This is a genomic window from Burkholderia sp. BE12 (assembly GCF_002959955.1).
GTDB lineage: Bacteria > Pseudomonadota > Gammaproteobacteria > Burkholderiales > Burkholderiaceae > Burkholderia.
Window position 1 is genome coordinate 318,831 of sequence record NZ_PREY01000003.1, and the last position, 18,213, is coordinate 337,043.

Annotated in this window: 18 protein-coding genes; 3 read left to right on the forward strand and 15 right to left on the reverse strand. The window is 67.7% G+C overall.

Going from position 1 to position 18,213, the window contains the following annotated elements:
* Positions 1-49 precede the first annotated feature (49 nt).
* From C4B30_RS05190 to C4B30_RS05235, 10 genes are all read right to left on the reverse strand, one after another.
* Positions 50-1,195, reverse strand: a complete 1,146-nt coding sequence (locus tag C4B30_RS05190; protein ID WP_027781271.1) for an alpha-hydroxy acid oxidase — start codon at positions 1,193-1,195, stop codon at positions 50-52.
* Between the two features lie 182 nt (positions 1,196-1,377).
* Positions 1,378-2,145 carry a FadR/GntR family transcriptional regulator gene (locus C4B30_RS05195; RefSeq protein WP_089502181.1) on the reverse strand — a complete coding sequence of 256 codons (768 nt, stop codon included), beginning with the start codon at positions 2,143-2,145 and terminating at the stop codon, positions 1,378-1,380.
* 68 nt (positions 2,146-2,213) lie between these two features.
* Positions 2,214-3,104, reverse strand: coding sequence for an amidohydrolase family protein (locus C4B30_RS05200; protein WP_105131948.1), 891 nt, complete (start codon positions 3,102-3,104; stop codon positions 2,214-2,216).
* Between the two features lie 66 nt (positions 3,105-3,170).
* Complete coding sequence (locus C4B30_RS05205) at positions 3,171-4,112, reverse strand: ABC transporter substrate-binding protein (protein ID WP_027781274.1); 942 nt, start codon at positions 4,110-4,112, stop codon at positions 3,171-3,173.
* Between the two features lie 82 nt (positions 4,113-4,194).
* Positions 4,195-5,232, reverse strand: coding sequence for an ABC transporter permease (locus tag C4B30_RS05210; RefSeq protein WP_006480700.1), 1,038 nt, complete (start codon positions 5,230-5,232; stop codon positions 4,195-4,197).
* 19 nt (positions 5,233-5,251) lie between these two features.
* Positions 5,252-6,790, reverse strand: a complete 1,539-nt coding sequence (locus tag C4B30_RS05215) for a sugar ABC transporter ATP-binding protein (protein WP_089502182.1) — start codon at positions 6,788-6,790, stop codon at positions 5,252-5,254.
* A gap of 12 nt (positions 6,791-6,802) precedes the next feature.
* The gene (locus tag C4B30_RS05220; protein ID WP_089502183.1) at positions 6,803-7,579 is read right to left on the reverse strand and encodes an SDR family oxidoreductase; all 777 of its coding nucleotides are present in this window, start codon (positions 7,577-7,579) and stop codon (positions 6,803-6,805) included.
* Positions 7,580-7,649: 70 nt separating this feature from the next.
* Positions 7,650-8,927: an L-fuconate dehydratase gene (locus C4B30_RS05225; protein WP_105131922.1), complete on the reverse strand. Its 1,278-nt coding sequence runs from the start codon at positions 8,925-8,927 to the stop codon at positions 7,650-7,652.
* A gap of 23 nt (positions 8,928-8,950) precedes the next feature.
* The gene (locus C4B30_RS05230; protein WP_059502362.1) at positions 8,951-9,793 is read right to left on the reverse strand and encodes an ureidoglycolate lyase; all 843 of its coding nucleotides are present in this window, start codon (positions 9,791-9,793) and stop codon (positions 8,951-8,953) included.
* A gap of 71 nt (positions 9,794-9,864) precedes the next feature.
* Positions 9,865-10,629 carry an SDR family oxidoreductase gene (locus tag C4B30_RS05235; RefSeq protein WP_027781279.1) on the reverse strand — a complete coding sequence of 255 codons (765 nt, stop codon included), beginning with the start codon at positions 10,627-10,629 and terminating at the stop codon, positions 9,865-9,867.
* Positions 10,630-11,289: 660 nt separating this feature from the next.
* Here C4B30_RS05235 and C4B30_RS05240 point away from each other — a divergent pair.
* The 3 genes from C4B30_RS05240 to C4B30_RS05250 all read left to right on the forward strand — a co-directional run bounded on the left by C4B30_RS05240 (position 11,290) and on the right by C4B30_RS05250 (position 13,242).
* Positions 11,290-11,580: a DUF3331 domain-containing protein gene (locus tag C4B30_RS05240; protein ID WP_006484717.1), complete on the forward strand. Its 291-nt coding sequence runs from the start codon at positions 11,290-11,292 to the stop codon at positions 11,578-11,580.
* A gap of 164 nt (positions 11,581-11,744) precedes the next feature.
* Positions 11,745-12,731, forward strand: a complete 987-nt coding sequence (locus tag C4B30_RS05245; RefSeq protein WP_089502417.1) for an oxidoreductase — start codon at positions 11,745-11,747, stop codon at positions 12,729-12,731.
* A gap of 214 nt (positions 12,732-12,945) precedes the next feature.
* The gene (locus tag C4B30_RS05250; RefSeq protein ID WP_027781281.1) at positions 12,946-13,242 is read left to right on the forward strand and encodes a DUF4148 domain-containing protein; all 297 of its coding nucleotides are present in this window, start codon (positions 12,946-12,948) and stop codon (positions 13,240-13,242) included.
* A 201-nt stretch (positions 13,243-13,443) separates the two neighbouring features.
* Here the strand turns inward: C4B30_RS05250 and C4B30_RS05255 are convergent, their stop codons facing one another.
* The 5 genes from C4B30_RS05255 to C4B30_RS05275 form a co-directional block, all read right to left on the reverse strand.
* Positions 13,444-14,643, reverse strand: coding sequence for a TauD/TfdA family dioxygenase (locus tag C4B30_RS05255; RefSeq protein WP_089502184.1), 1,200 nt, complete (start codon positions 14,641-14,643; stop codon positions 13,444-13,446).
* Positions 14,644-14,666: 23 nt separating this feature from the next.
* Positions 14,667-15,623, reverse strand: a complete 957-nt coding sequence (locus C4B30_RS05260) for an alpha/beta hydrolase (protein ID WP_089502185.1) — start codon at positions 15,621-15,623, stop codon at positions 14,667-14,669.
* Between the two features lie 49 nt (positions 15,624-15,672).
* Positions 15,673-16,161, reverse strand: a complete 489-nt coding sequence (locus C4B30_RS05265) for a thioesterase family protein (RefSeq protein WP_089502186.1) — start codon at positions 16,159-16,161, stop codon at positions 15,673-15,675.
* A 3-nt stretch (positions 16,162-16,164) separates the two neighbouring features.
* Positions 16,165-17,130, reverse strand: coding sequence for an L-carnitine dehydrogenase (locus tag C4B30_RS05270; protein ID WP_089502187.1), 966 nt, complete (start codon positions 17,128-17,130; stop codon positions 16,165-16,167).
* Positions 17,131-17,216: 86 nt separating this feature from the next.
* Complete coding sequence (locus C4B30_RS05275) at positions 17,217-18,146, reverse strand: 3-keto-5-aminohexanoate cleavage protein (RefSeq protein ID WP_105131923.1); 930 nt, start codon at positions 18,144-18,146, stop codon at positions 17,217-17,219.
* Positions 18,147-18,213 lie beyond the last annotated feature (67 nt).

The window sequence follows — 18,213 nt, forward strand, 5'->3', positions numbered from 1 at the left end:
GCGCGCAACGCCAACCGGCCCGAACGCAGGACCGGCGTCGCCCCCGCCGTCAGCGAAAGCGAAGCTGATTTCGCCCGAGCTGCGAGACGGACGCGCAGCCCATCAGCCGCATATCGCGTTCGATCTCCGTCCGCATCAGCTGCAACGCGCGCTCGACGCCGGGCTGCCCCGCAGCGGCGAGCGGGAACAGGTAGTAGCGCCCGAGGCCGACCGCCTTCGCCCCCAGCGCCAGCGCTTTCAGTACGTGCGAACCCCGCTGCACGCCGCCGTCCATCATCACGTCGATCCGGTCGCCCACCGCGTCGACGACCTCGGCAAGCTGATCGAACGCGGCGCGCGAGCCGTCCAGTTGCCGCCCGCCGTGGTTCGACAACACGATGCCGGTACAACCGATGTCCGCCGCCCTGCGGGCGTCGTCGACCGACATCACGCCTTTCAGGCAAAACTGGCCGCCCCACTCCCGCACCATCGCGGCGACGTCGTCCCATGACATCGACGGATCGAGCATGTCCGTGAAGTAGCGGCTGATCGACATCGCGCCGCCGCCCATGTCGACATGCCGGTCAAGTTGCGGCAAACGGAACCGCTCGTGGGTCAGATAGTTGAACGCCCAGGCCGGCTTCAACGCGAACTCGGTCAGCCCCGCGAGCGTCAGCCGGAACGGAATCGAGAAGCCGGTGCGCTTGTCGCGCTCGCGATTGCCGCCGGTGATGCTGTCTACCGTCAGCATCATCACGTTCACGCCGGCCTCCCGCGAGCGGTTCATCATTTCGCGGTTGAGACCGCGATCCTTGTGAAAGTAGAACTGGTACACCTGCGGGCCCGGGCTGATCGCACGGGCCTCTTCCAGGCTCACGGTGCCGAGCGACGACACCCCGAACATCGTGTCGAATTTCGCGGCCGCAGCGGCGACGGCCCGCTCGCCGTCGTGATGAAACAGGCGTTGCAGCGCCGTCGGCGAACAATAAACCGGCATGCCGAGCTTTTGTCCCATGACCGTCACCGACAGATCGACATCGCGCACGCCACGCAACACGTTCGGTACCAGATCGCAGCTTTCGAATGCGCTCGTGTTGCGTCGATACGTGGCTTCATCGTCGGCCGCACCGTCGATGTAATTGAAGATCGGTCCCGGCAACCGCCGTCTGGCGAGCTCACGGAAGTCGTGGAAATTGTGGCAATCGTTCACGCGCATTCGTCACACTCCATTCGGCGCGCGAGCGGCATGCCGGTGGGCCGGCGCGCGGCGCTCGCATCGCAGTGTTCGTTCGGTCCCGGCGGCCGGTGTATTCGCGCGATACGGGGGCCGCGTCGGCGCCCTGGCGGAGCCGCATCGCGTCCGCCGCTTCCGAACCTGCAGGGAATCGACTCGCACGTTCAGTCGAGCGCGCGGCCGAAGATGCGGATCACTTCGTCGAGATGCTCGGCCATCGCGCGGCGCGCGGCTTCGGGATCGCGCGCGCGGATCGCGTCGAGGATCGCGCGATGCTCGCATTCCGACCGGTGCGGCATGTCGTTCGGCATGTACAGCGACTGCAGCCGCTGGAACATCAGGTCGTACTTGTGCGCGAGCAACTGCTTGATCATCAGCGCATACGCCGGATTGTCGCTCGCTTCCGCGATGCGGATATGGAACAGCCGGTCGCCCGGATGCGTGAGCGAGCCGCTGCGGTTGTCGTCCTGGTTGCGCAGGAACGCTTCGTGAATGCCTTCGATCTGCGCGTCCGAGCCGTGCTTCGCGGCCAGCGATGCGGCTTCCGGCTCGATCAGCCGGCGCGCCTGCAGCAGCGCGAACGGCGGGATTTCGGTATCGAGGTCGAGCGCGATGCCGAGCTCCGGATCGATCTCGACGATCGTGAACGGCGCGACCTTCGCGTCGGGCGCCGATGCGGGTTCGGGCGCGGCGGCCGTTTCGGGATGGCGCACCTTCACGCCGTCGCCGACGCGCACGCTGACGAGCCCGTTCACTTCGAGCGCGATCAGCGCCTCGCGCACCGACGTGCGCGACACGCCGAACCGTTCGGCGAGTTCGCGCTCGGGCGGCAGATAACTGCCCGGCGGGAAATCGCCGGACTCGATCATCGCACTGAGCTTGTCGGCGATCTGCTGGTAGAGGCGGCGGTTCTGAATCGGCTGGATGGACATACGTTGACGCTGGTAATCGGTTTCGTTCCGGACGGTCCGACGAATCGCGCGGACCGCTCGCGCCTATTTTATATGCCGCGCTTCACATCGCCCGGCACCGCGTAGCAGCGCGCGGCCGTGCCGCCCCACAACGCGGCGCGTTCGGCCGCCGACAGCCGCGATTCGGCCCAGCGCTCGACCAGCGACGCCACTTCGTCATACGACGCCGCGAGCAGGCACACGGGCCAGTCCGATCCGAACATCAGCCGCTGCGGGCCGAACGCGTCGAGCGCCGCGTCGAGGCACTGCTCGATATGCCGGATGTCCTGCCCGCGCAGGCCGCGCCGCCAGTCGGCTTCGGTCACGAGCCCCGACAGCTTGCACGCGACGTGCAGCAGCGCGCCGAATTCGCGCAGCGACGCGCGCCAGCGCGCGAGCGCCGTGTCGTCGCGCTCGAACTCGGCGAGCGCCGGCTTGCCGGCGTGGTCGAGCACGAGCCAGTGCGCGTCGTGCCGCGCGCAGAACGCGCGCACGTCCGGCAACTGGCGCTCGAACACGAGCACGTCGTACACGTAGCCGTTCGCCTGCAGCCACGCGACGCCGCGATTGAAGCCGGGATCCGCGACGAACGCGCCGACGTCGGCTTCGTCCTGCACCTGATGACGAAAGCCGCGCAGCTTCGGGCTGCGCCACTCGGCGACACGGTCGGCCAGCGCCGGCGCACCGAGATCCTCCCAGCCGACCACCGCCGCGATGCGTGCATCGTCGCGCGCCAGATCGAGCAGGAACGCCGTCTCGTCGCGCCCGGCGCGCGCCTGCACCGCGATCGACGCGCCGAGCGCCTGTGCATGCATCCGCGGCCACAGCGCGTCGGGCAGGTAGTCGCGCGCGAGCACGCCCATGCCGGGGCCGATCCACGGATAGTCGGCCGCGCGATAACGCCAGAAGTGCTGATGCGAATCGATGCGCACTGCGCCCATGATGCCCTCGTGTTCGATCACCGCGGCGGCGACGGCCCGCATCGCCGCCCCGCCCATCCGCAACGCTCAGTCGTACAACACCGCCGCGATCTTCGGATCGTCGATATTGGTCTTGTCGTACCAGTAGAAACCGGTATCGATGACCTTCGGCAGTTTCTCGCCCTTGATCGCCTTCACGGCCGCCTCGACCGTCTTGTAGCCGATCCCGATCGGGTTCTGCGTGATCGCGCCGGCCATCAGCCCGCTGCGGATCGCGTCCTTCTGCTGCTTGCCGGAATCGTAGCCGACGATCACGACCTTGCGCTTCATCTCGCGCACGCCGTTGACCACGCCGATCGCCGAGCCTTCGTTGGTGCCGAACAGCCCCTTGAGCTTGGGATACGCCTGCAGGATCGACTTCGTCACTTCGGTCGATTTCAGCTGATCGCCTTCGCCGTACTGCACGGTCACGACCTGCACCTTCGGGTGCGCCGACTTCATCCGGTCGAGGAAGCCGTCGCGGCGATCGATGCCGGTGCGGCTCGTCTGGTCGTGCGCGACCACGGCCACCTCGCCTGCGTCGCCGATCAGCGCGGCAAGCTTGTCGGCGGCGAGCGCGGCAGCCGCCTTGTTGTTGGTCGCGGCCGTCGTCACCGGAATGTCGCTGTCCACACCCGAATCGAACGCGATCACCGGAATCTTCTCGGCCTGCGCCTTCTTCAAGAGCGGCAGCGCGGCCTTGCTGTCGAGGGCCGCGAAGCCGAGCGCGGCCGGCTTCTTCGCGATCGCGGCGGACAGCATGTCGATCTGCTTGTCGACCATCGCCTCGGTTTCGGGCCCTTCGAACGTCACCTTCACCTTGTAGTCCTTCGCGGCTTGCATCGCGCCCGATTTCACGGCCTGCCAGAACTGATGCTGGAAGCCTTTCGAGATCAGCGGGATGTAGGTTTCCTGCGCCTGCGCGCCGGCCGTGACGCCGACGGCGAACGTCAGCCCGACGATCGCGTTCAACACCTTGCTCCTGATCACTTCGCGTCTCCTTGGTTGGTATCGACTGAAATGCCGGCCCGGCCGGCGGTGAAGCGCATGCGTGTTGGCGTCCATGCCGGCGTCAGCGGCGGCGCCGGCGCAGGATGTCCACATAGACGGCGAGGATGATGATCACGCCCGTCACGACCGTCTGCCATTCCTGCGCGACCGACATGATGCGCAGGCCGTTGGTCAGCACGCTCATGATGAACGCGCCGATGATGGTGCCGACGATGCTGCCCGCGCCGCCCGACAGCGACGTGCCGCCGATCACGACGGCCGCGATCGCATCGAGCTCGTAGCCCTGCCCGAGCGCCGGCTGCGCCGAGTTCAGCCGCGACGCGATCAGCAGGCCGGCGATTCCGCACACAGCGCCGCTGAACGTGTAGACGGCGATCTTCCACGCGTCGACGTTCACGCCGGAGAGCCGCAGCGCCTCCTCGTTGCTGCCGAGCGCGAACGTGTAGCGGCCGAAGATGGTACGGTTCAGCACGATCGACGCGCCGATCGCGACGAGGAACAGGATCAGCACCGCGTTCGGGATCGGCAGCGCGGGGATCAGGTTGCCGATCAGCGAATCCTGCGCGATCGACGTGAAGCCCGGCGTGTCGTTGAAGTAGATCGGCCGCGTGCCCGAGATCACGAGCGACAGCCCCTTCAGCAGCATCATCATGCCGAGCGTCGCGATGAACGGAGGCACCTTCATCTTCGCGATCACGAAGCCCGACACGCAGCCCGACAGCGCGCCGAAGCACAACGCGGCGAGGATCCCGAGCGGCAGCGGCATCCCCCATTTCGTCAGCACGACGCCGGCCATCACCGCGCAGAACGTCATCAGCGTGCCGACCGACAGGTCGATGCCGGACGTGATGATCACGTAGGTACAGGCGACGGCCAGCACGCCGTTCACGGCGGTCGCCTGCAGGATCGACACGAGGTTGTCGACCTCGAGGAAGTTCGACGACGCGAAGCTGAAGAACACGATCAGCAGCACGAGGCTCGCGAACGCGAGCAGCTTCTGCCGCGCGGCCGGGTTGAAGAAGCGCGATTTCAGGCTCGATGCGGCGGCCGGCGTGTCGCCGGTGGCAAGGGGCGGAACGGGATGCGTATCGTTGGACATGATGGGATCGGCTTGTGAATCAGGACAACACGGTCGACTCGCGCTGCGTCGCGAGCTGCATGATCTTTTCCTGCGTGGCGTCGGCCGCGCGCAATTCGCCGGTCACGCGGCCTTCGCACATCACGAGAATCCGGTGGCTCATGCGCAGCACCTCGGGCAGCTCCGACGAGATCATCACGATCGCCTTGCCGTCGGCGGCGAGCGCATCGAGCAGCTTGTAGATCTCGCTTTTCGCGCCGACGTCGATGCCGCGCGTCGGCTCGTCGAAGAACAGGATGTCGCAGTCGCGCAGCAGCCACTTCGCGATAACGATCTTCTGCTGGTTGCCGCCCGACAGCAGTCGCGCGGGCTGCGCGACCGACGGCGTGCGGATCGCGAGCTGCCGCACGTACGACTGCGCGGCCTCGCGCATCCCGCGCGCATCGAGGAACACGCCGCGGCGCACGAAGCGGCGCATGCTCGACAGCGCGATGTTGTTCTGCACGTCCATCCCGACCGCGAGCCCGAAGTGCTTGCGATCCTCGGACAGATAGCCGATGCCGAACTTCACCGCGTCGGCGGGCGTGCGGATCGTCACGGCCCTGCCGTGCACGCGGATCTCGCCCGCATCGACCGGGTCCGCGCCGAACACCGCGCGCGCGACCTCGGTACGGCCCGCGCCCATCAGCCCGGCGAAGCCGAGGATCTCGCCGCGCCGCAGCGTGAAGCCGACGTCGCGGATCGCGCGGCCGCGCGACAGCCCGCGCACTTCCAGCGCGATTTCGTTCGCGGACGTATCGGGCGGCGTACGGGTGTCCGTATCGAGCTGACGGCCGACCATCATCGAAATGATCGACTCCATCGACGTATCCGCCATCGGCACGGTCGCGACGTACTTGCCGTCGCGCATCACGGTCACGCGATCGGCGATCTGGCGCAGCTCGTCCATCTTGTGCGAGATGTAGACGATGCCGACCCCGTTCGCGCGCAGGTCGCGGATGATGCGGAACAGTTCGGCGATCTCCGCGTTGTTCAGCGCGGCGGTCGGCTCGTCCATGATCAGCGCGCGCGAGTCGAACGACAGCGCCTTCGCGATCTCGACCATCTGCTGCTTTGCGACCGTCAGCCTGCCCACGGGCGTGCGAGGATCGAGATCGAGCCGCATCCGCTGGAAAATCGCGGCCGCGTCGCGGTTCAGCTTGTCTTCGTCGACGAACATGCCGAGACGGCCGCGCGGCTCGCGGCCGATGAAGATGTTCTGCGCGACGCTCAGGTGGTTCATCAGGTTCAGTTCCTGATGGATGATGCCGATGCCGAGCGCCTGCGCGGCACGCGGATCGGCAATCTCCACCGGGCGGCCGTCCATCCGGATTTCGCCTGCGTCGCGCTGATAGACGCCCGCGAGAATCTTCATCAGCGTCGACTTGCCGGCGCCGTTCTCGCCCATCAGCGCATGCACTTCGCCCGCGCGCAGGTCGAAACGGCAATCGTCGAGCGCCTGCACGCCCGGAAAGCGCTTGCCGATGCCGGTCAGTGCGATCAGCGGCGGCGCGGTGTTCGGATTCAGGTCGGCTTGCATGAATCGCGGCCCTCAGCTGATCGCACGATCGAGATGCGTGTAGCCGCCGTCGACGAACAGCCACTGGCCCGTCGTGTGCGATGCGCGATCCGACAGTAGGAACACGGCCGTGTCGGCAATCTCGTCGGCCGTCGTGAAACGCTGGCCGAGCGGCACCTTGCCGGCGATGCCGGCGAGCTTCGCGTCCGGATCGTCGAAGCCGGCGAGCCAGCTTCGGTACAGCGGCGTCATCACTTCGGCGGGAATCACCGCGTTCACGCGCACGCCGTCGTCGCGCAACGCGACGGCCCATTCGCGCGTCAGCGCGAGCTGCGCGCCCTTCGACGCGCAATAGCCGCTCGTGTTGCCCTGCCCGGTCACGGCCGTCTTCGACGAGATGTTGACGATCGCGCCGCGCGCCGCCTTCAGGTGCGGCACGCAGTAGTGCGCCATCGCGTAGTAGTGGATGAGGTTGCGTTCGAGCGACGCGACGAACGCGTCGCGCCCGGCATCGAGCCCGATGCTGTCGTTGATGCCCGCGTTGTTGACGAGGCCGTCGATGCGGCCGAAGCGCGCGATGGTCTGCGCCACGGCGTCGCGGCACTGCGCGTCGTCCTGCAGCTCGACGGTCACGCACGCGGCGCGCGGCTGTTTCTGCGCGAGTGCGCGCCAGAACGCGTCGTCGGGCGCGTGGCGCGCGAACACCACCGGGATCGCGCCTTCGCCGGCGAGCCGCATCGAGATCGCGGCGCCGATGCCCGACGCGCCGCCGGTCACGATCACGACCTTGTCTTGCAGATTCAAATCCACTTCGCGTCTCCGTCGTTCATGTTGTCGCCGCGCACGACGCGCGTGGCGCGCCGTCGTGCGTTGCCATGCGTCAGCCGCGGAACCGGTACTGCTCCAGCGATTCGGGCTTCATCTCGATCGAGAAACCGGGCGCCGTCGGCGGCATGTACGCCGCGCCGCGCACCACGCACGGTTCGACGAAATGCTCGTGCAGGTGATCGACGTACTCGGTCACGCGCCCCTCCTTCGTGCCGGAAATGCATACGTAGTCGATCATCGACAGGTGCTGCACGTATTCGCACAGCCCGACGCCGCCCGCGTGCGGGCACACCGGCAGCCCGTATTTCGCGGCCATCAGCATCACCGCGAGAATTTCGTTCACGCCGCCGAGCCGGCACGCGTCGATCTGCACGACGTCGATCGCGCCGCGCGCGATGAACTGCTTGAACAGCACGCGGTTCTGGCACATCTCGCCGGTCGCGACCTGCACCGGCGCGATCGCCTTGCGGATCTTGCGATGCCCTTCGACGTCGTCGGGGCTCGTCGGCTCCTCGATGAACCACGGCCGCGCGAATGCGAGCTCGCGCACCCAGTCGATCGCCTCGTCGACTTCCCACACCTGGTTCGCGTCGATCATCAGCTTGCGATCGGGGCCGATCACCTCGCGCGCGATCGTCACGCGGCGGATGTCGTCCTCGAGGTTCGCGCCGACTTTCAGTTTCACGTAGTCGAAACCTTCTTCCACCGCCTCGCGGCAGAGCCGGCGCAGCTTGTCGTCGCTGTAGCCGAGCCAGCCGGCCGACGTCGTGTAGCACGGGTAGCCGTCGCGCTCCAGCGCGGCGATCCGCGCGGCCTTGCCGGGCGCCTGCCGGCGCAGCAGGTCGAGCGCTTCGTCCGGGCTCAGGCAGTCGGTCAGGTAGCGGAAGTCGATCGCCCGCACCAGCTCCTCGGGGCTCATGTCGGCGACGAGCCGCCACAGCGGCTTGCCCACGGCCTTCGCCCACAAATCCCACACTGCATTGACGACGGCGCCCGTCGCCAGATGGATCGCGCCCTTGTCGGGGCCGATCCAGCGCAACTGGCTGTCCGACGTGACGTGCCGCCAGAAACGGCCCATGTCCTCGCAAATCCAGTCGAGGTCGAGGCCGATGACGAGGTGGCGCATCGCATCGATCGCCGCACAGCAGATTTCGTTGCCGCGCCCGATGGTGAACGTGAGCCCGTGACCTTCGAGGCCGTCGTGGTCGGTTTCGAGCACGACGTAGGCCGCCGAATAATCGGGGTCCGGATTCATCGCGTCGGAGCCGTCGAGCTGGCGCGAGGTCGGAAAGCGCACGTCGAGGACGCGCATCGATCGAATGATAGGCATGACGAACCGTCCGTTGAAGGGAATCAGGCCTGCACGGTGCGCTGGCGTTGCTCGCCGAGCCCGTCGATGCCGAGCGTGATCACCTGTCCGGCGCGCAGATAGACGGGCGGCTTCTGCCCGAGGCCGACGCCCGGCGGCGTGCCGGTCGAGATCACGTCGCCCGGCTGCAGGCTCATGAAGCGGCTCAGGTAGCTGATCAGGTGCGGCACGCGGAACACCATCGTCGCGGTCGTGCCGTTCTGGTAGCGGTGGCCGTCCACTTCCAGCCACAGCCGCAGCGCGTGCGGATCGGGCACTTCGTCGGCCGTCACGAGCCAGGGCCCAAGCGGGCCGAACGTGTCGTTGCCCTTGCCCTTGTCCCACGTGCCGCCGCGCTCGAGCTGGTATTCGCGTTCCGACACGTCGTTCACGACGCAGTAACCCGCGACGTGCGACAGCGCGTCGGCTTCGTCGATATAGCGGCCGCCCTGGCCGATCACCACGCCGAGTTCGACTTCCCAGTCGGTCTTCTCCGAGCCGCGCGGGATTTCGACGTCGTCGTTCGGGCCCGAGATCGCGCTCGTCCACTTGCCGAACACGACGGGCTCCTTGGGCACCTCCATCCCGGATTCGGCGGCGTGATCCGAATAATTGAGCCCGATGCAGATGAACTTGCCGACGCGGCCGACGCACGCGCCGAGCCGCGGCGTGCCTTCGACGAGCGGCAGCGACGACGGCGGAATGTCGCGCAGCCGCGCGAGCGACGCGGGGGTCAGCACGTCGCCGGCGATGTCGTCGATCACGCCGGACAGGTCGCGAATGTGGCCCTGCGCATCCAGCAGGCCCGGCTTTTCATGGTGTTTGTCGCCAAATCTCAGCAGTTTCATATCGTCGTCTGAACGGAAACGGAAAGTGAATGGGAAGGTGCGATCAATTAGACACGGTCAGTTAGACGCGGTCAGTTCGACCAGCCGCCGTCGATCAGATGAATCGTGCCGGTGGTGAACGACGCTTCGTCGGACGCCAGGTACAGCGCGAGTGCGGCGACCTCGTCCGCGGTGCCGATGCGGCCGATCGGCTGGCGCGCGACGAACGCCTGGCGCACCTCGTCGTCGGACACATGGCGCGTGCGCGCCTGGTCCGCGATCCGCTGCGCCAGCGACGGCGATTCGATCGTGCCCGGGCAGATCGCGTTGCAGCGGATGCCCCGCTCGACGAAATCGGCCGCCACCGCCTTGGTCAGCCCGATCACGGCCGCCTTGGTGGTGCCGTACACGAAGCGGTTCGGCACGCCCTTCACGCTCGACGCGGCCGACGCCATGTTGACGATCGACGCGCCGCCCGCTTCGAGCATCGCGGGCAGCAGCGCGCGGATCAGCCGGTACATCGACGTGACGTTCAGGTTCAGCGAGAACGCCCACGCGTCGTCGTCGCAATCGAGGATCGAGCCGTGGTGCACGTATCCGGCGCAGTTGAACAGCACGTCGAACGCGCGTTCGCTCGCGGCGAGCGCGGCCACCTCGTTCGCGTCGGTGACGTCGAGCCGCCGCGTGACCAGCCGGCCGCCCGCGCGCTCGGCGTCGGATTCGAGCCGCTCCAGCGCGGCTTCGTTGATGTCGGTCGCCAGCACGTCGGCGCCCTCGCTCGCGAACCGCAACGCGGTCGCGCGGCCGATGCCCTGCCCGGCCGCCGTCACCAGCGCGCGTTTGCCCTGCAATCTCATGAGCGTCTCTCCGAAAAAGCCGGCCGCCAGTCGGCCGATTGGCACAAAGGACTAAAGGTCCAACCAATCATAGGAACGGATTGCGCGTTTGTCACGAAATTGGGATTCAGTATTTACCCGGGCGGGCGAATCCGTGCGGCGCAGAAATTCGGCGGGAAAGCGGCGTGGGCGCCGCGCCCGGCGATTCGCTCAAATCCAATACCGGCGGGTATTCCAGCCGTTCCTTCCGCAGCGTTCGGCACGCTGGAAGGGCAAACTGACAAAAAAGTCATGTTCGCGTCAGGGTGTCAACGGGTGGCGCGCGCCATCATGGCGTTGCCGGACCGCGCTTCCGGTACATCGCCTCCCCGCCCGCGCCGGATCCCTGCGGGCACCTCCGTCCCTGGCGATGTATCCCGTGACTGGGCGAGCAGACACGGCGCGCGGGCCGATTTTCCGCCCCGGACTTCCCGTCCGGGGCTTTTTGTCATTGGTTTTCCAAGAAAATAAGCTTGGATTGTTTCTAAATCGGCAAAAGGTAATTTGAGCCAGACAGGATGTTTTTTCCGGTCACAGACGCTTACATTTAGCGCACCACTCATGGAAACCGCTACGGATTCGCCATCGGGTAGTGACATCCACTGCCACGGACGAAACCGCACGAGCTTTAGGAAACGGCAAATGAAGGCCTCCAAATCCCTGCCTGCGCTCGATCCCGCCGACGTCCACGTCGAAATCCTCGAACGTTCCGACACGCTGCTCGTCGTCCGCTGGGTCGAACCCGGCCGCTGCCACTACGGTGAGCAGCGCTGGCGACGCCGCTTCGCGCAGCGCACCGGTACCTGCGCGCTGTCGCGCCAGGTCATCCATCGCGGCGACGAAGTATTCCGCCCGGCCGAACGCCCGGCCCCGGCGAATGCCGCCGCCATGATCTCCGCCGCCGAGGTGCTCGCGCTGGCCGGGAGCAGGTAAACCTGCCGGCCGCGCGCCGGGCTTGCAATGCCACACCCTACGCCAGCCCTGGAAGCGCCGGTCTAATTCCCCGCTTGTCTGCTGCGTCCGCCCGCACTATCGTTACACCACTCAATGTAACGATTACGTGCCGCGGCCGACCGGTCGCGCCGATGGAGGCAGACATGCATGCATGGAGCGCGCGCCACGTCCCGGCGCAAGGCGGCAAGGTCGCGGTCGTGACCGGCGCCAACAGCGGTCTCGGCTGGCAGCTCGCGGAAACGCTGGCCGCGAAAGGCGCGACGGTCGTGATGGGCTGCCGCGACGCCGCCCGCGGCGGGCAGGCTGCCGACGCGATCCGTCGGCTTCATCCTCATGCACGCGTCGAAGTCGATCCGCTCGACCTCGCCGATCTCGCGTCGATCGCACGCTTCGCGACCGACGTCGGCGAACGCCACGGCCGCGTCAACATCCTCTGCAACAACGCCGGCGTGATGTTCCTGCCGCTGCGGCACACGCGCGACGGCTTCGAGATGCAGTTCGGCACCAACCACCTCGGCCATTTCGCGCTGACCGGCCATCTGCTGCCGGCGCTGCGCGCGGCACGCCGGGCGCGCGTCGTCACGATGTCGAGCGGTTTCAACCGCGGCGGCCGGATTCGCGTGGACGACCTGCGCGCCGCGCATCGCTACAACCGTTATCTCGCCTATTGCGACAGCAAGCTCGCGAACCTCGTGTTCGCGATCGAGTTGCAACGCCGCTTCGAACGCGCGGCGTTCGCCGGGATCAGCGTCGCCGCGCACCCCGGCTACGCGGCGACCAATCTGCAGTTCGCGGGCCCGGCGATGGACCGCTCGCCGGCCCGTGCCGCGCTGATGCGCGCCGCGAACCGTTATCTCGCACAACCGGCCGACCAGGGCGCGCTGCCGACGATTCATGCTGCAACGTCGCCCGATCTGGCCGGCGGGGCGTACATCGGGCCGTCCGGCTGGTTCGAATCGCGCGGCCTGCCGGCACCAGCCAGCGTGCCGCGCGCGGCGCGCAGCGTGGCGGCGGCGGCGTTGCTGTGGGAAGCATCGGAAGCCGCGACGGGCGTGCGCTTCCTCAGCGCCGGCGCGCCGGCCGGCCGCGCGCCGGGCCGGCCGTTCGATGCGGCGGCCGAAGCGCGCTGAACCGCGCGCGAGCGACCTCGGCATTCTTCATACTTATTACGACAACCGAAAAGAAAGCGCGTTGAAAGACTGATTCGACGCGGCACTGTTACCAGCCAGGAAACAATTTATCGTCAAAATCAGCGTTTACCCTGAACACGCCGGTGACTAAGATTTGATCAATCGCTCAAGACATGGTGTCGAGAGCGAACTCAATAAAACACCGGAGGTCACCATGAAATCGCTCGTTTCCGCAGTCGTTGCCGCTGCCGCCCTGTCCGCTTCGTTCGGCGCATTCGCGCAAAGCACCGTGACGCGCGCTCAAGTGCGCAACGAACTGGTCCAGCTCGAGCAAGCCGGCTACAAGCCCGGCCTGTCGAGCCCGTACTACCCGAACGACATCCAGAGCGCCGAGGCGCGCGTTCATGGCGCCGACACCAGCGGCTACGGCGCACAACCGGCTCCGCTCGTCCACTCGGGCTCGCCGGCCGCGTCGTCGAACGCACGCGATTCGATCTTCTTCGGCCAGTAAGCCGACGCGTCCTCGGCGGGCGCCGCGCCTCGCGCGATGAAGTCACGCAGTCCGGACGAGCCCCTTCGCGGGGCTCGTCTTTTTTGTGAAACGCATACCTCCGCCGCCCGGCAGCGGGTGGCTTCGCCCGGACGCCTGGCGTCCGGGTGCTTTTTCCCGACCAGGTGCGCGTGAATACGCCGTGTGCGCCGCGTGCACCGCTCAGCGCGCCACGGCCCCGGCCGGCGCCGACCGCGACAGCACGCGCCACCGCGACAGCAGTTCGTCGCGATCGACGTAACAGCCCTGCAAGTGCCGTCGGCCCGTCGACGGATCGAACTCGGTGCGGGCATGCAGCACGCGCCGGTTGTCGAACGCCCACATGTCGCCCGCCCGCAGCCGGCGCTGCACCCGAAAGCGCGGCTCGCGCGCCAGCGCGAGAAACCGCCGGTATGCACGATAGACCGCCGCGACCGAACCGGCCGGCGCATCGAGCGGCCCGCGCAGGAAGTTCGCGACGCGCACCTCCGTCACGTTGCCGCGCGCATCGAGCCCGATCACCGGCGCCGAACAGCGGTAGTCGCTGTTCGCGCTCTTGTTCCAGAACTCGAACGGCGTCGACGCGAGCCGTTCGAAGTCGTCCGGATGTTCGCGCCGCAGCGCGTCCGCGAGCGCGAAGCCGTCGAGGAAGATGCTGTCGCCGCCCGTCGCGTCGTTCGCGAGGCAGTGCAGGAACTGCACGCCAGGCTGCAATTCGCGCGTCGGAAGATCGGTGTGCGGCGGAAGATTCAGCGACGTATACGCATTGCTGTCCGGGCGCGGCTTCGATTCGACGTCGAACAGCACGCCGAAATTGCTTTCGCGGATCAGGCCGATGCGGCGCGCGATCCCGTCGACGCGGCCGCGCTCGGCCGGCACGCCCTCGACGAGCGTCAGCCCCGTGCGCTGCAATGCGCCGAGCCATGCCAGCAACGCACGGTCGTCCTCCATCACGTCGCACCACGCGAACACGCCGATCGCCGTCGCATCGTCGCCGGTCCATACGTGCCGCCCGTGCGCGGCCAGGCGCTCCGCGCGCGACGCATCGTCGTATGCATGCGCACGCAACCAGCCCGGCGACCACGCGCTGCGGTGCCCGTCGTTCCATTCCACATGCAGCGCACCGTCGGTTTCGACGTGCACGGTGAGCGCGGACAGATCCTCGCGCGCATCGGCGATCTCGAACACCTGTTCGCGCGTGGTCGCATGCACGCATGCGGCACACGCGCAGTTGTCGCGCAGCCAGTCGAAATGAAACGGCGATCGTCGCGCGTCGCTCCACTCGACGTCCACCGCGTCATCGCCGATCGTCGCCGCCGCGATGGCCGCGTCGGCCGAAAATGTCCGCCAGTCCTCGATACGGTGTTGCGCCGCTGCCTGCATCGTTGCCTCCCGGAAAACGCCCGCTACGCGTGTGGTGCGAGCAAGAACCCGCCGACCATCCAGTGCATCCGTGCGGCCTGCGGGCTCGTCCCGAGCGCGCGCCAGCAGCCGTGCACCAGCCCCTCTCCCATCCAGTACCGCGCGACCCCGCCGGCCGCGCGAATCCGTTCGACGTACACGCGCGCATCGTCGCGCAGCGGATCGTGCTCCGCGCCGATCGCGAGCACGGGCGGCAAGCCGTCGAAACGCGCCGCCTCGAGCGGCACCGACGCGCGCAGCAGCGGGTTGCGGTCCCGCAGCGCGTCGGACACGTCACCGCCCCAGTACAGCGCACGATAGCGATGCACGTCGTCGAGCGTCAGCATCGGCGCGTGCGCTTCCGTTTCGCGCGCGGACGATTGCGGTTCGAAACCGAGCATCGGATAAACGAGCGCGATACCGTCCACGCTACCTTCGCCTGCATCGCGCAGCGCGGTCGCCGCCGCCGCCGCGAGCATCCCGCCCGCGCTGTCGCCCGCGAGCGTCAACGGACGGACGCAATGCCCGAACGGCCAGCACGCCTCGAGCGCGGCGCGCGTGACGGCCAGGCAATCTTCGAGCGCGGCCGGCGCGCGGTGTTCGGGCGCCAGCCGGTAGTCGACGGCGATCACGTCGAGGCCCGTATCGGCCGCCAGTTGCGCGGTGATCAGCGCATGACTGTCGAGCGAGCCGACGACGAAACCGCCGCCATGAAAAAACAGCACCGTGCCGCGCGGCGTGCCGTGCGCGGACGTATAGCGCCGGAGTGCGATCGTGCGACCGTCCGGCGCGCGCCACGCGGCGTCCTGCTGCACGATGCCGGCCGGCAGCGCGGCCGGTGTCCATTCGGCCGCGAAGCGGTCGTAAAGGCGGCGCTGCTCGTCGGGCGAGCGCGCCGCCGCATCGGCCGGATACCACGCGTCGACGGCCGCGACGAACGCCGCGATTTCCGGTTCGAGCATCGTCTACGCTCCGCGGTCGAAGGTGAGGATCGAAAGGTGAAGCGCGCCGCTAGCGGCGCGGCGGCAGCCCGATCACGCGGCCCGCATACGCCGGCGCCGCGCAATCGCGCTGCAATGCATGCAGTTCGGCCACGCGCGCGGCCACGTCGTCGTCGAACGGCGCCGATTTCGCACCGTCGCGCGTATCGACGTGCAGCAGCATCTGCTCGCTCGCCGATACCGCGTCGCCATGCCCGTCGGCGAACAGTTCGAGATACAGGTGCAGCCGCTTCGCGTCGTGTGCGAGCACGCGCGCATCGACGCGCACTGCCGTGCCTTCCTTGATCTCGTGCAGGTAGTTGACGTGCGCTTCGAGCGTATAGACCGAGCGCCCCTGTTCGCGACGCGCGGCGTCGTCGAGGCCGATGCGATCCAGCAACGCATCGGTCGCGAAGCTGAAGATCAGCAGGTAGAACGCATCGCGCAGGTGGCCGTTGTAGTCGACCCATTCGGGCCGCACCACGTCGCGGTAAATCGTCAGCGGGATATCGCCCGTCATCGTCTAGTCCTCGAATCGCATCCCGTGCCGCGCCTTCACCGCGGCGATCGATTTCAGCACCTCGGTGATGCACTCGTCGCGATAGCGTTCGAGCTCCTTGATGCTGCGCGTGCCCTGCTGTTCGGTCGTGCCTTCGACGACGCTGTCGATCAGCGCATCGGTCAACGTCGGCGCGACCAGCTTCGTCCACGGCAGTTCGAGCGCGGGGCCGAATTGCTGCATGAAGTGTCGCATGCCCGCATCGCCGCCGGCCAGCGTGTAGGTCAGGAACGTGCCCATGAACGACCAGCGGATGCCCGCGCCGAAGCGGATCGCGTCGTCGATTTCGCCGGTCGTCGCGACGCCTTCGTTGACGAGATGCAGCGCCTCCCGCCACAACGCCTCGAGCAGACGATCCGCGATGAAGCCCGGCACTTCCTTGCGCACGTGCAGCGGCCGCATGCCGAGCTTGCGATAGACCTCCATCGCGCCTTCGACCGCTTCCGGCGACGTGCGCGCACCGCCGAGCACCTCGACAAGCGGCAGCAGGTAGACGGGGTTGAACGGATGGCCGACCACGCAGCGCTCCGGATGCGTCGCCCGCGCGTAGAAATCGGTCGGCAGCAGCCCCGACGTCGACGACGCGATGATCGCATCGGGCTTCGCCGCGCGGCTGATCTGCTCGTGCAGCTCGAGCTTCAGCGCCTCGCGCTCGGGCGCGCTTTCCTGGATGAAATCGGCATCGGCGACGCACGCTTCGATCGTCGGCACGAACCGCAGCCGCGTGGGATCGGCGCCCGGCGCGAGGCCGACGCGTTCGAGCGCGGGCCACGCATTCGCGACGTTCGCGCGCAGCCGCGCCTCGGCGCCCGGCGCCGGGTCCCACACGACCACGTCGAGGCCGTGCGCGAGCGCGCGGGAAATCCATCCGCTGCCGATCACGCCGGTGCCGATGGCGGCAAACGTCTTGATGTCGGTCTTCACAGCCATGTCAACGCATCCTTCAAATCAGGGGAAATCGGTGGGCGGCCGCGTGCAGACGCAAGCCGCCGTGCCATGTCGGTCAATGAAAAAGCTCACGCGAATTCGGCGATCGCGCGGCGTTCGAGCGCGCGTTCGCCGCGCGCCGGCAGGCCGAGCTTGCGGCGGCCTTCGGCCGGCGTCAGCACACGGCCGCCGAGGCGTTCGACGATCTCGCGAGCGCGCTCGACGAGCGTGCCGTTGGTCGCATGCACGCCGCGATCGAGCCAGATGTTGTCTTCGAGGCCCACGCGTACGTGGCCGCCGAGCAGCATCGCCTGCGCGACCATCGGCATCTGCATGCGGCCGATCCCGAAGCCGGCCCAGTGCGCGCCCGGCGGCAGGTTGTCGACCATCGCCTTCATCGTGCCCGTATCGGCCGGGGCGCCCCACGGAATGCCGAGGCAGAGCTGGAACAGCGGCGGATCGTCGAGCAGCCCTTCCTTCAGCAACTGCTTCGCGAACCACAGGTGGCCCGTGTCGAAGATCTCCAGTTCCGGCTTCACGCCGAGTTCCTGGATGCGCTTCGCGCCGGCGCGCAACTGCGCGGGTGTCGACACGTAGATGTAGTCGCCGTCGCCGAAATTCAGCGTGCCGCAGTCGAGCGTGCAGATTTCGGGCAGCAGTTCCTCGACGTGCGCAAGGCGCGTGAGGCCGCCGACCAGGTCGGTGCCCTTGCCGAAGCGCATCGGGTCCTCGCCGGGGCCGATCTCGAGATCGCCGCCCATGCCGGCCGTCAGGTTGATGATCACGTCGACGTCGGCCGAGCGGATACGGTCGACCACTTCGCGATACAGTTTCGGGTCGCGGCTGCCGCGCCCCGTGTGCGGATCGCGCACGTGGCAGTGGGCGACCGTCGCGCCGGCCTTCGCGGCTTCGATCGCGGCGGCCGCGATCTCCTTCGGCGTGACCGGAATCGCCGGATGCTTGCCGACCGTATCGCCCGCGCCCGTGACGGCGCAGGTGATGATGACTTCGTGGTTCATGCTGGATGCCTCGCTTGAATCGGGTTGTGTCGCACTGCTGATGTTTCGTCGACGCGCGCCTGCTGCG